The sequence below is a fragment of the Streptomyces sp. NPDC002787 genome, from assembly GCF_053592095.1.
Genome location: NZ_JBSFVC010000005.1, coordinates 316,760 through 330,633, shown reverse-complemented (window position 1 = coordinate 330,633; position 13,874 = coordinate 316,760). Strand labels below are relative to the sequence as shown.

The following is a 13,874-nucleotide window of genomic DNA, read 5'->3' as shown; positions in this document are numbered from 1 at the left end:
CTCAACGACAATGTCCATGAGGATCATTGTCGCTGGTCAAGGCCATGCCCCCATCCACTCTCGGAGCACCGCGAGGTGTGGCAAATCAGCGTGAACCGGACAGCACCCGACTACGCCGAAGCCTTGCCTCACTTCCCACTGATCAGTCTTCACCGAGAAGACCAATAGCTTCCGGAAGCCCCAGAATTGCCCTCCTGCGCTCCGGATTCTCTTCCAGTTCGGCGCACTCAAGAATCAGGGAAGTAACTTTCCGACGCCCCTCTTCCGAGAGATCACGAAACAGGGCGACAGCAGGCTCAAGAATGTCTGTTGCGATATCCGGATCGATATCTTCATCGTCCGTCAAATCGATCGAAACGACGACGCTTACAAATGCGCGAACCAGGACCTTGTTGACATCCATCAGGGTACGACCCTCACTCGAATGTTGGTGATCAGGAGGCCGCCGAGGACTTTGCGAGCCCGCGCGGCCTCAGCCGCAGTGGGGACTTCCCACCGGCCGCTGTAACCGTTCTGTTGAAGCGCTAGAGATTGATTCATAGCTTGCCGGTAGGTCTTATTGAAGGTTGTGACGCTCACCTTTCGGTCAATCATCACGCCGCTGGCCGCATCAAACCCATCGAACTTGATCTGAGAAAGGCTCTTTCCGTCAGCCTTGTAATACTGCAGCGCCGGAGCCACACCAGCCCTAGAACCCACCGCCCCAGCATCATAAGCCCGCGCCATGGAACTCATATTTGCGTTCTCATTGACCCAATTGACGTCGCCATCGCAGTTGTGAACCAGGACTGGTGTGCCCCCCGCCTGCACATAGTACGTGTGCACGTCGGCAACCGAGAGGTTGTATGTGCGAGCTCGCCTCGTGAAGGCGCGATTCCCTGTGACGATGACCGTGTCACCCGTGTTGGCGAGCAGGGTCATGCCTGATTTAAGATCGGACGCCTCGACCCAGTGGCCTTCTGATGGGGACCAAAACGGATGCTCATGGGTGGCCGTCAGCTTCTCAATGCCATCCGGCGTGGCTATGGACAGCTCGTTGAACCGCTTGTCGTCATCGGTGATGATGAGGCGAGTGACCTTGCGGGGGCCGGACTCACCCGACACTGGGTTGGTGGCCTCCACTTCGTCACCGGGTTCGACGTCCTCGATGTCCTTGGTTGTACCGTCAGCCATGAGGACATCCGTGCCCGCCAAAAAGCACTTGGTACAATCGCCGTTCAGCTTCTTAAGCCCTCGTGCAGCACTGACTCCCCCAGTGACTCCAAAGGCCACGGTGGCCGCCCCATCCCGGGCGATCGCTTTTGCCTTGCCGTCGGGGCAAATCCCGGTTTCTATGCAGGCTCTCAAGTGCAGGCCGGTCAGAGCCTTGGTGTAGGCCGGATTACCGATGTGGTCCTCGGTGGGCGGGGTGTAGAAGAGATTCCGGTCATCGGCATCCTGTCGGATGAACCTCGCGTATTCCTCGGCTCCGGGGTAGTTCTTCTTGATGGTCAGGCCAGGGAAGATCGTGATGACGTTCTTGACCTGCTGTTTCGGTTTAATCGAGTTCCAGTAGCCAAGGCCTATCTGATAGGCCCTGTATGGGTCCGTGCCCTGGCTCTTCTCGTAGTTGTAGATGACACTGGTGACTACCTTCTCCGACGCTGGCCCCGAGCTCCCCACATCCGCGTTCATCAACCCGGTCGGGTCGCTCTTGCTCACAGGGCTGTTGTTGCTGTACGCGTAGCCGTTCATCTGCAGCGGATCCGCGATGTCCATGAGCGGGTCCGCGGAAACGAAGCGGCCGGAGTTCTGGTCGTACTCCCGAGCGCCGATGTGAGTCAGGCCCGTGGCCGAGTCGTCGATGCCCACGCCCAGGTAGCCACGTTTGTTGGGCCACGACGCCGGCTTCGGTCCGCGAAGTTCGCCGTATGGCTTGAGGGCGCGGCGAGTCACCGGCTGACCACTCGACAACTCCACCGAGGTGTCCGCCGTGCCGAGGTGGTCGACCAGGAGAGCGGTGAGCTTGTGGCCGGTCGTGGCGCTGGTTGCCGTCGTACGCACCACCGCCGGAGCAGCCGACTGCGCGTACGTACGGGAGGCCCGAGTGATCAGGCCCACGGAATCCGTCGTCACCTCCGTCTCTCCCAGGTAAAGCGTCGAGCCCGTGGGCGAGTTCTCCAGGAGGCGGTTACCTGCGGCGTCGTAGATGTACGTCGTCTTCTTGCCGCCGACTGTGATCGTGTCGAGCTTGTCCTCAGTCGTCCAGTCCAGGTCCTGGTTCCCGGACACCACGTCACGTGTATCCGTGTTGCCCACCGCGTCATACGTGTACGTACTCCCCTGCCCCGCCGGGTTGGAGCCGATCGACGTCATCGTGTGCGGTTGCTTGGGGTTGTAGCCGTATGTGAACGTGACGTTCTTGGTCGCGTCCGTCGGGTCGGCCTCCGTCAGGGTCGCCCGGTTGCCCAGCCAGTCGAAGGTGAAGGACTGGTGGTAGGCGGTGGCGCCGGTGCTGACCGTGTTCGCCGCCGGGGCCGTGGCCGTCAGCGTCGACTTCAGCGAGGTGTCCGGGCTGGACGCGTCCGTCACGCTGTCCGGGGCGTCGGCCACCGGGCCCGACGAGGCCGCGTAATCCGTCCGCGGGCCCCACGTCGTCCCGTCCGCCGACTTGCAGCCCGTGCCGTTGCCGGTGGGCGCGATGTTCGACGTCCAGGCGTTGACCAGCTCACCCATCACGTCGTACGTGAAGCACTGGGTGTCCCAGGTGTCGCCCGAAGCGTCCGACAGCTGACGGGCGTTCGACGTGATGATGCCGGACTTGTCGTACGCGTAGTAGCTGTCCGAGATACGGTGCGGGCCCGCCGTCTCCCGGTCCGCGACCGTGCGCTGGAGACGGCCGGTGTACGGGTCGACGAAGTTGGTCGTCCAGACGCGGTTCGGCTGGGAGCCGGACACCGTGCGAAGGGGTTCGCCGTACGGGGAGTAGGTGACGTCGGACGTGTACCAGGCGAGACCCGAGGTCGACTCGGTCAGGCCGTCGCTGTTGTAGCGGGTGACGACCTTCTCCTGGGCCAGCCCGCCCACGGACGGCAGCGTGACCGTCTGCGGCTTTCCGGTGGGCGTGTACGTGTACTTGTACGCGTACGTCCCGGAGACCCCCGTCGTCATGGTGTTGGCCGGGATCACCGTCTCGGTACCCGTCGGGCGGTACTCGGTGTCGTAACCCGTGACACGGCTGATGTAGTCGCCGTTCACGGTGTGCCGGGTCGAGGCGACCGGCTGTCCGAGTGCGCCCGAGAGGGAGTCGTACGTGAACGACTTGACCGGCGTGCCGGTCTCGGAGTTCTCGCGGACGAACTTGATCCGGCCCAGTTCGTCGTACTCCGTGTATGTCGTCCGCTTTTTCGCGTCCGTGACCTTGTACGGCCGGTCGGCCTCGTCGTACCAGGTCTCCGTCTTGCCCACGTCCGGGTCGGTCGTGGAGACGACGCGCCCGCGGGCGTCGTACGTGTACGTCCACTCGTTGCCGGCGGGATCCTTGACGCTGGTGCGCTTACCACGGGCGTCGTACCCATAGGTCGTCGTGCGTCCGGCGGTCGCGCTGTCGTCCTTGTAGTGGACGATCGAGCTGACTCGGCCGAGGGCGTCCGTGTGTGTCCGGGTCCGCGGCGACGTCGAACCGGCCGCGTCGACGTAGGTGCTGGTGTCGCCGTACTCCGTCTTGGTCGCGTGCACCACCTTCTCGTCGTGGTATTTCGACTCGCTCACCGGCCGTTCGAGGCCGTCGTACCGGAACTTGACCCGGCTCGGGACGAGCGACTTCGACTTGGGGGCGAAGAGTTCGGCGGCCGGTTCGTTCTTCGCGAGGTAGGCGCTGGTCTGCTCGTCGACCAGGCCGTGATCGTTGTAGGTGGTGTCCGTGACTACGCGGCCAGGGCCGTGCGCCTCCGCCTGGGTCTGGACCTGGCGCATCAGGCCGTCGTAGATCGTCACCTGACGGCTGTAAGTGCCGTCGTCCTTCAGCGTCTTGGTGGTGACGGCGGCGGGTCGGGACTCGTCCGAGGTGGCGATAGCCGGCTGGTACTCGATCTCGACGTTCGGTGACTTGCCGCCCGAGGAGCGGGACGGGGACCAGCCCTTCACGAATCGGCCGAGTGCGTCGTACTCGTTCCGGATGACCCGGCGGTTGGGGTCGGTGACCGTCAGCGCGAGGCTGCGGCCCGGGTCGAAGGTCGTGATGACGGAGTGGCCCTTTGCGTTGATCGCCGTCACGGACGTGACGGGGCCACCCGTGTCCCCGGGGGTGTACTGCATCTCCGTCGTGCCCGCGCCCGGCTTCGCGACGGTACGGACCCGGCCCAGCGGGTCGTACGTCGTCTTCGTGACGACCGAGTACGAGGTCCCGGCGCCGTCCACACCGGCAGCGGCCGTCACCAGCCCCTTCGTCGGAGCGTCACCGTACGACTGGTTGTCGTAGGTGGTGCGGGTCGCGCTGATCAGCTTCGTGGCCGGGTCGGCGATGTCATGGGCCGCGCAGGTGGTGCCCGTGGTGCGCTGTTGCTTGGGCAGGCCGATGAGCCAGGCCGTTGTGTTGTGCACGTACGACGTCTTCGTGCAGATCTGGTCGGAGAGGGTCTCGCCGGGTCCGTCAGGCTTGACCACCGCCGTCTCGACCTGGATCGGGATGCCGTAGGTGTCGTCGACGGTCGTCAGGGTTCGGACGGTCTGCCAACTGTCGCCGACCGTCTGGATCTCGTCGGTGCGCTTCACACCACTGCGGTGGGCCAGGAGCGGATCCATGTCCGCGCCGTCCTCAGCCTCACGGAACCGGGACGCGGTCTGCTTCGACCAGGGGTAGTTGAGGGTGCGTTTCTTCGGCGTCCCCTTGTCCGAGTTGAGGTAGGTGAGGCTCTCCGCCGTCAGGCCCGCGTACTGCGGCTCGTCGTCGGAGACGAGCGTGTACTTGCCCGTGGAGTCCTTGACCTCGCCGCCGACGCCCTGGAAGTAGCGCGTCTCGGAGTACGACTGTGCCTGCGGCGTCGCTCCTGTGGAGGAGGTGGTCTTGCTGCCCTTGGTGACCGCCACCTGGCGGTAGCCGCGCCAGACGTTGTACGTACGCAGCGACGGGCGGGTGAACTCGTCGTCGGACTTCGCCCAGGCCGGGTCCGTGTAGTCGTACGTGGTACGGATGAGCTTGCCCCGCGGGGTGACCTTGTCGTTCTCGGTCACGGAGTCCACGACGTACTTGTTGAACCAGGACTTCGCGGGCTTCTTCTCGTCCCCGTCCGGGGACCAACGGAGCGGGTAGCAGGTTCCGTTGCTCTTGCCCTTGTCCTCCGACGGCTCGCTCGCGCAGCCGCCCTTGTACTCGATCTCGATGTCACCGCCGTGTTCGGTGGCGACCGTGCCGATGCGGGGGCGGGTGAAGGGTGGGCGTTGATCCTTCGGGCCGCTCGCGACCAGGTTGGGGAGCTGGCGGTCCTTGAGGCGGTTCCGCAGGGGCGAGGAGGAGCCGACCGTGTACTCGCCGAAGCTGACGCCGTCCTTGTGCTGGAGGGTGCCGGTGGTGTCACCGGGAGCGAAGCCGCGACGGGTGATCGAGTTCAGCCAGAGGCCTGGGGACGAGTAGTACCAGTCGGCGGGGAAGGACTGGTGGAGTTCGTACGTGTCCACCTTGCCCAGCCCGGTCTGGCCGGCGCGTGCCGCCTTCGTCGTCACCGAGTCGAGGCGCAGCTGGGTCCAGAAGGACGGGAAGGCCGGGCACAGCTTCGACGTCGACTTGCAGTTGAGGTTGCCGGGGGTGTCCCACCAGGGGCGGTACGCGCCCGGGTCGGACGTCTTGGCGAAGTTCGCCGCGTCGCAGGCCGTGGCCGACTTCAGGCAGCGCTGCGCCACGCCGAACTCGACGGTCGCCGACGGCTTGGAGAGGTCCGAGCGCATGCCGTACTCGATGGTCTTCGGGTATGCGTAACGGTCGTACTGCTCAGGCGACTTGAACTTCTTCTTGACGGCGTAGTAGTTGCTCTCCTGCTTCCAGGTGACGACCAGGGTGTTGCCGTGCACGTCGACGACCTTGTCCAGGCCCCAGCGCCAGGCCTGCTTCTTGCCCGTGCCACAGCGGGAGTCGGCGAAGGAGGTGGCGTGGCACGGCTCGCCCGGGTGGTTGCCGAAGACGGGGACGGTGGAGACGGAGTCGGTGTCGGCGTGGCCGCCGCCGACCTGGTTGAGGCCGTAGTAGTACTTGGTGCCGTCCGTGGTCGTGACGATCCAGTACTCGCCGTTGTTGTCGCCGTTGGTGCCGCCGACGCGGTGCTCGATCCGGGTGCCGTCGTCGCTCTCGGAGCGGTAGATCTCGGTGTCTGTCTCCGGGTTGCTGCCGGAGGCGGCGTCCCGCACCAGCTCGGTCGTCTTGCCGCCCAGGGTCATCACCGCGTTGTGCGACACCCAGCACAGGTCGGACGTCTTGTCCTTCTTGGCGGTGTTGTTGGCGGTGCCGGACTTCATCTTCTTGCGGTCGTCCTGGCAGGCGCGGTAACGGCGCTCGATGTGACCGGCGTCGTAGTCCCAGCCCTCGCCGATCCAGGAGGCCTGGGGAGAGGCGACGGCGGTACGGCCGTCCACGCTCTGGGAGTTGTAGGTGAACTCGATGTTCGGAGCCGGGCCGGCGGGGGCCGCCGGGACCGTCAGCGGGTACGTCCAGGTGAACGCGCCGGACGAGCCGCCCGCCGACCACTTGCCGCTGGAGGCCAGCGGCGTGGCCTTGAACGTGCCACCGGCACCGCCGCCGGAGTCGACCGCCCCGACGACCGCCGAGTCGCCGGTCGCGGCGACCGGAGTGACCCCGGCGCCCGAAGTGCGATAGGCCGCCTGGGCGATCGACGGTCCGTCGCTCGGCGTCGTCTTCGCCGAAGCCGGGGTGCCGGTGACGGTTCCGTCCGCCGCCGTGTCGACCGTGGCGGTGATCGACTGGGACTGGATGTCGTTGGTCGTCTCCAGTTCCTCGTACTCCTGGCAGGCCTCGTCGTCGGGCGTGGTCAGGTAGCACTCGGGAAACTGGACGAAGCGCAGGCGAGAGGCCCAGTCGGCGCCGTAGAGGTTCTTGAACTTCGCGTAGTCGAGCTTGACCGCGATCGGCACGGAGCCGGTGGCCGGCGCCTGTACCTTCACGACCGTGCCGTCGACGCCCTGTGACACGGCGGCCGCGCGGTCGTAGACCTGCACCTGCCAGGTACCGGTGGGGGCGGCCTGTTCCGGAGCCTGCCCGAGGCTGACGGGAAGGTTCGCGACAGGGGTCAGGGCGACCTGTCGGGCGGCCGTGGTCGTACGGGCCGATGCGGGGGCCGTGCTCGCGGCCGAGCCGAAGTCGACCGCCCCCGTGCCCGCGTCCGGTGTGGTGACCGTGCCCGTCGGGGCCTGCTGCTGGTCCGGGGGGACGTCGACCTTCAGGGTCTCCAGGTCGGGCTCGGAGGTTGCCCCGGCGACGGTCTCTTCCTGGTCGAGGGTCTCCAGATCGAGGGTCTCGCGGCCCTTCTCTGCGGTGGCCGGGTCGGGTGGCAACGCGAACGACTGCGCCGGTAGAAGGCCTACGAGCAGCGCCGCCCCGAGAGTGGGCACCAGGGCTGCGCGCACCCGGCGCAGCCGACGCGAGCGGACAGGCAAGAAGCGACCGAACACGGCGAGGTCCCCCCGGACCATTCGAGGCGGGACCAGGAACGGACCACGCGTGATGGCGTATCAGATGCGGGAGATTCTGTGTCGGCCTTGTGGAGTTCCGCTAGATCGTCTGTGTGGATGTGATGATCGACACGGTACGTAGCGCAACGTAACGGTAGGTGAAGTTTCAATCTTCATTTACCTGAGGTACCGGAATCCGTCACCCCTCTACCATGAAGCGCGCAATTCACCGGCTCCCCTCGCAAATACGCACCTATGCATGATAGTTGATGCGCGATCTGCTGCCCTTTATCCCAATAGGGCATATCCAAAAGGCAGTTACGGTCTCCAGCTTTCAACCACCTTTACGTGTCCTCGCTTTGCCCGACTCAATCGATCCCCTCCGCTTGCGAAGCGTGACGGCAGCCTTCTGTTGAGCCATCATCGGCTGGCCCGGCCGAGCTCTGTCCCGCGCCGGTTCCAAGGGGGGAAGGGGAACTCGCCCGATGACGCGCAAGGAGCGGAACCGGAGTCGCGTGCCCGGCGGACGGACGACCGCCGCCGTACTCACCACGGTGCTCGCGGCCACCGGCATCACGTTCGTCGGACTGGGCCTCGACGAACCCGGTTCACGTGGCAAGTCGACCGACAGCCGGAAGGCGAAGCCGGTCACCGAAGCCACCGCGCTCACGCGGGCCACGAAGACCGGGAAGTCCGTCGAGGTCACGGCACTGCGCACCACGCGGTCCACCACCTGGGCACGCCCCGACGGCAAGATGGCCAAGAAGCTCTACGCCTCTCCCATCCGGGCCAAGGTGGACGGTGAGTGGAAGGACATCGACTACGACCTCCACCGCACCGACAAGGGCTGGGAACCGAAGGCCACCAACACCGAGATGGTGTTCTCGGCCGGTTCCGGGGCGACGCGCGACGGCAAGCAGCGCGCCTCCCGGTCCACCGTGCACCGGGTCTCCCTGCTCAAGGGACTCAAAGCGGCTGCCGCCGAGTCGAGCACCCTCGTCACCCTCACCGTCGACGGACACGACATCCACCTCACCTGGCCCGGCGCGGTACCCGCACCGATCATCGACGGCTCCCGCGCCCTGTACCCGGAGATCTTCCCGGGTGCCGATCTGGTCCTCACGGCCGACGACGACGGCTTCGCGCAGTTGCTCGTCCTCAAGAACCGGCAGGCCGCGGCCGACCCGCGCGCCAAGCAGCTCACCTACGGGATCACTTCGGCGGACCTGTCGTTCCGGCTGAACCCGGTCACGGGCATCCTCGCCGCCGAGGACGCGGACGGCGAGGAGGTCGCGCTGTCGCCGACACCGCTGATGTGGGACAGCAGCGGCACTCCGGCGGTCACCGACGGCTCGGTCGGCGCCTCCGCCCAGCCGACCGACGACGAGAGCCCGGATCCCGTCGACTCGTCCAGCCCCACGCCGAGCGACGACGCAAGTCCCACCGAGGAAGAACTCGTCGAGACGGACGAGCAGATCGACCCCGACCCGGAAGAACTCCCGGTCGCCACCGACGGCCCCGCGCCCACCCCTTCGGCCTCCCCGCCACCGTCCGCGCCGGCCGAGCCGACGCCCGAACCCACCCGGACCGGCTCGGCCGCCACCCTCAGCCTGCCCGGTCTCGACGGCCCCTCCCCCGACTCCCGCGGCGAGCTGGTCGAGGCCGACCTGTCCGGAGCGGACTGGCTCCTCACTCCCGACCAGGACTTCCTCCGCGACTCGGCCACCACGTACCCGGTCTTCATCGACCCGTCGGTCACGAAGGACATTCAGGACTGGACCACCGCGTACAGCCGGCACCCCAACGCCACGTTCTACAACGGCCGGGGCTTCAACAAGGGCGGTACGCACGAGGCCCGGGTCGGGTTCGAGTCGGACACCTGGGGCACCTCGCGCTCGTACTTCAACATGGACTTCGACAAGGACCTCAAGGGCACGAAGATCGAGTCGGCGACGCTGTACATGCTGGAGACGTACTCCTGGTCGTGCAGCGCCCGCTCGATGAGCGTGCACCTCACCGGCAAGGTCAACGGACGCACCAACTGGAAGAACGCGCCGAAGTTGCACGACGGCAACAAGATCACCACCAAGAGCTTCGCGCACGGCTACAAGTCCGGTTGCCGGGACGCGTGGGAAGGCTTCAACGTCCGTAAGGCGGCACAGAAGAAGGCTGACGAAGGCCGGGACACCATCACGTTCGGAATGCGTGCCCGGGACGAGAACTCCCAGTACGCATGGAAGAAGTTCCAGGCCAACGGCCAACACCCGCCTGCGCTCGAACTCGTCTACAACCGCAAGCCCACCGCTCCCACTTCTCTCGACCTCGGCCCCGACGCCAAATGCACCACCACCCAGCCCTACGCCCGGATGGGATCGGGAGGTCTGACGTTCACCGCGAAGGCGTCCGACAAGGACAAGAACCTCGATTTCCTCGACTTCGACCTGTGGCCGCACGGCAAGTGGGCGACGACGGGTGATCTTCTCGGCGCGACCGGCAAAGTGTCCGTGGGATCGGACAAGGACACGGCGCTCAGGACGACGAAGGAGTTCTCCACCAGCAAACTGACCAACGGCACCCTCTACTCCTGGCGGGTGCGCGCCTGGGACGACGCGGAGGCGTCCTCCCGGTTCTCCCCGGCCAAGACACCGTGCCGCTTCGTCCTCGACACGGCCGCGCCGAAGTCGCCCAAGGTCAGCTCCACCGACTTCCCCAACGCCGACACCGACGAGAACGGCTTCGGCAGTGGTGCCGACGACTCGAAGTGGAGCACCAAGAAGTTCGGTACGGCGGGCACCTTCACCGTGCGTGCTCTCAACTCGGATGTCGTGCGGTACGAATACGGGTTCAACGCGCCCAACTACCCCTTCCGCCTGGACCGGAAGGCCGGTACCGCAACCACAGTCAGCGCGACGCTGACGAACGCCAAGCCGCCCACCGCCGGTCCCAACGTCCTCTACGTGCGAACCGTGGACGGCGCGGGCAACGTGTCGCAGCCGTCGAAGTACTTCTTCTACGTCAGCCCCCGCGACCAGGCCGACTCACCCGGTGACTTCACCGGGGACAAGCTTCCGGATTTGATGGTCGTCACCGACGCGGGCAACCTGGCCCTCTACCCCTCCCAGGCCACCGACGACCTCACCAAGGGCTCCGGCGACCTGGACTACTCGATGGCCGGCGCCTACCGGTCCAACCCGGCCAAGGATCCGAACGGCGACGACCTGCCGCCGTATGTCGCCGCGCCCTCCGGTCACTTCAAGGGCGCCCTGATCACCCACAACGGGGACATCTACGGCGGTGACGGTCTCCAGGACCTGGTGGTGCGCGTCGGCGGCAGGCTGTGGGTGTACCCCGGCGACGGCTACGGCGCCGTCAACATCGACAAACGCGTGGAGATCCTGCTGCCCGAGGGGGCCCCGACCCCCGCCTCGCTGACGCAGATCGTGTCCACGGGTGACGCCACCGGCGACGGCCGTACCGACTTCTTCGCCACCGCGGGCGACGAACTCTGGGCTCTCACCGGCTACCACGGCGCCACCATCGACCAGGCGATCCGTCTGTCGGGCTCCGCCTGGACCGAGCGCGACATCGTCACCGTCCTGGACATCACCGGCGACGGTGTGACGGACATGGTGTACCGCACGGACGTCCACGCCCAGCTCATGCTCCGCAAGGGCAAGGCCGCGAGCGGCGGCGGCACCGACCTGGACTCCCTGTCCTCCGGCGCCGACTCCTCCGGTGGCACCGACCTCGAATACGGTTCCGCCGGCTGGTCCAACGCCAACATCCCGCTGCTGATCGGGACCCCGGACGCGAACGGGGACGCCATTCCCGACGTCTGGACGGTGCGTTCGGACGGTTCGGTCCGCTTCTACGCCGGCGGCAAGACCGTCCTGGCGGGCTCGGGCACGGAGATCGTGGCTCCCGCGAGCTATTGGAAGACCCGGATCGCCATCGGCTGACAGCGCCGTCGATGAGGGGGCCGACCGCAGGAGGGGCTGCGGTCGGCCCCCTCGCCTGTCACCTCTGGCGGTCGCCCTGGGAGGCGCCCGGGCGTTTGTTGATGGCGGTCAGGTCGATTTCGATGTCGAAGGGCACGGTGATCTTGAGGTGGTCGTGATGAATGCCCGTGAGGCCGTACGACTTGGTAGCCGGGTCGAGTTCGTAGACGTAGATCACCGGCAGCCCGTTGTCGTCGTCCTTCTCCACCCGCCAGAAGTGCCGGACACCCGCGGCGGCGTATTTACGCGGCTTCACCTCTCGGTCTCGCTCGCGTGAGTCGGGCAACACCACTTCCACGGCCAGGAGGACGTCCTCGGGCCTGTGCCAGGTCTGGTCGGGTCCTGAGTCAGCCGCCGCGCGCGTAACGAGGAGATCCGGTTCGGGTCTGTTCCTGTCATCCAGTTTGACAGTGAATTCGCGGTCTACTTCCAGATGTTCCGGGGCCTGGCCCAGCAAGCTGTACTCCAGCAGACGCAGGCATCGGAAATGGAACCGGGTCTGCGGACTCAGGAAGACGAGACTTCCGTCGATCAACTCCGTGTGGGGCGGGAGGCCCGGAATCCGGTCGAGGTCGTCCGCGGTCCAGCCCTCGGCGGGCGGAATCGGCCAGCGGTACTCCGGCTCGTCGTCGTGTCGACCGTCCAGATCGTCGTTGGATGCGGCGCACATGATTGCTCCCATGGGGCGGAGTCTCGCCTCTTCTCTCAGCGTACCCAGCGGGAATCGCGGCGCCGTCGGCTTGACGAGCGACCAGATCACGGGACGTTTGTTCGATACTGGACAGCCTGCCCGAGCGCCGCGCCCCGCCACCACCAGACGCCCCCTTCGAGGCTCCCGCACCCCGAGCCCTCCCGGCCTTAATCTGACGACATGTCAGACAATGGATCGTACGAACTGCTCGGCTTCGACAACGTACTCCTCCCGGTCGGCGACCTCGGCGAGGCCGTCTCCTTCTACGAGCGGGCCGGGTTCGACGTGGCCTTCCGGCTGGACGAGGCCGGGATCGCGGGGCTGAAGGTCGGCAAGGAGACGCCCGGGCTGCTGCTCCGCGTGGAGGAGGAGCTGCGGCACCGGCCGCCCGTGTGGGGGTCGGCCCGGGTGTGGCTGGAGGTGCGGGACGCGCGAGCCGCCGCGCGGGCCCTCTCGGCGGCGGGGTTGCCACCCCTCGACGCACCGTTCTCCGTCGCCACCGGGTGGACCGTCGAGTTCACGGACCCCTGGGGCAACGTCATCGGCCTCACGGACTACAGCAGGCGGCCGGAGCTGGGGCGCACCGGATGACTCGTTAGGCTCTGCCCGTGCCCGCAGAGAACGACGACACCCCCACCAGCCCAGCGTCCTCGCCGGGGGCGGACCAGCCCGGGTCCAAGAGCACCGCCAAGTCCGAGCAGACCCGGGCGCTGATCCTGGAGACCGCGTTGCGGCTGTTCCGGGAGCGGGGGTACGACCGGACGACGATGCGGGCGATCGCCACGGAGGCCGGGGTCTCCGTCGGGAACGCGTACTACTACTTCGCCGGCAAGGAGCACCTGATCCAGGGGTTCTACGACCGGATCGGCGCGGAGCACCTGGCGGCGGTGCGGCCGGTGCTGGAGCGGGAGACGGAGCTGGAGGCGCGGATCGCCGGGGTGCTGAAGGCGTGGCTGGACGTGGCGGAGCCGTACCACGAGTTCGCGGCGCAGTTCTTCAAGAACGCGGCCGATCCGGACAGCCCGCTCAGCCCCTTCTCCCCCGAGTCGGAGGGGCCGCGCGAGGAGTCCATGGCCATCCATCGCGAGGTGCTGGCCGGGTCGAGGGCCAAGGTTCCGGAGGAGCTCCGGGAAGCCCTCCCCGAGCTGATGTGGCTCTCCCTGATGGGGCTCGTCATGTACTGGGTCTTCGACCGGAGCGAGGGGCGCGCGCGCAGCTACCGGCTCGCCGAGCGCGGTGCCCGGCTGACCGCCCGAGGCGTCTCGCTCGCCCGCTTCCGGGCGCTGCGGCCGCTCGTCCGCGAGGTGCACGAGCTGTTCGTCGACTTTCTGCCGGGGATGACGAAGGGCGTACCGGATCCGAGGGTCAGAGGGCGGGCCGCCGGGTGATCACTTTCGGGTGAACGGGATCGAACGGGACACCTGGCTCCGCTCCTGCCTACAACGATGGTCTCGACACCAGCCCACAGGAGGCACGGGATGTCCGCGGCAGTGGGCCGTCGCGGGGCGGGGGTGACCACGGCCCTGGGT

At 66.8% G+C, this 13,874-nt stretch carries 6 protein-coding genes; 3 read left to right on the top strand and 3 right to left on the bottom strand.

All coding sequences use genetic code 11. The features are described from left to right. Nucleotides 1–142: 142 nt before the first annotated feature. Together ACWD26_RS09445 and ACWD26_RS09440 are read right to left on the bottom strand one after the other, a co-directional pair. On the bottom strand, nt 143–403 hold the full coding sequence (locus tag ACWD26_RS09445; protein ID WP_451267881.1) for a hypothetical protein: 261 nt from the start codon (nt 401–403) through the stop codon (nt 143–145). Next, nucleotides 403–7,656, bottom strand: a complete 7,254-nt coding sequence (locus tag ACWD26_RS09440; protein WP_451267879.1) for a polymorphic toxin-type HINT domain-containing protein — start codon at nt 7,654–7,656, stop codon at nt 403–405. Before ACWD26_RS09440 ends, ACWD26_RS09445 begins: the two co-directional genes overlap by 1 nt. Nucleotides 7,657–8,141: 485 nt before the next feature. Here ACWD26_RS09440 and ACWD26_RS09435 point away from each other — a divergent pair, with 485 nt between their 5' ends. Next, the gene (locus ACWD26_RS09435) at nt 8,142–11,615 is read left to right on the top strand and encodes a DNRLRE domain-containing protein (protein ID WP_451267877.1); all 3,474 of its coding nucleotides are present in this window, start codon (nt 8,142–8,144) and stop codon (nt 11,613–11,615) included. A 58-nt stretch (nt 11,616–11,673) separates the two neighbouring features. On the opposite strand, the gene ACWD26_RS09430 is transcribed toward ACWD26_RS09435, so the two are convergent. After that, on the bottom strand, nt 11,674–12,336 hold the full coding sequence (locus ACWD26_RS09430; protein ID WP_451267875.1) for a Uma2 family endonuclease: 663 nt from the start codon (nt 12,334–12,336) through the stop codon (nt 11,674–11,676). A 189-nt stretch (nt 12,337–12,525) separates the two neighbouring features. Between ACWD26_RS09430 and ACWD26_RS09425 the strand changes: the two genes are divergently transcribed. Continuing rightward, complete coding sequence (locus ACWD26_RS09425; protein ID WP_451267873.1) at nt 12,526–12,936, top strand: VOC family protein; 411 nt, start codon at nt 12,526–12,528, stop codon at nt 12,934–12,936. Between the two features lie 119 nt (nt 12,937–13,055). Beyond that, nucleotides 13,056–13,733, top strand: a complete 678-nt coding sequence (locus tag ACWD26_RS09420; protein ID WP_451268037.1) for a TetR family transcriptional regulator — start codon at nt 13,056–13,058, stop codon at nt 13,731–13,733. The last annotated feature ends 141 nt before the right edge of the window (nt 13,734–13,874 follow it).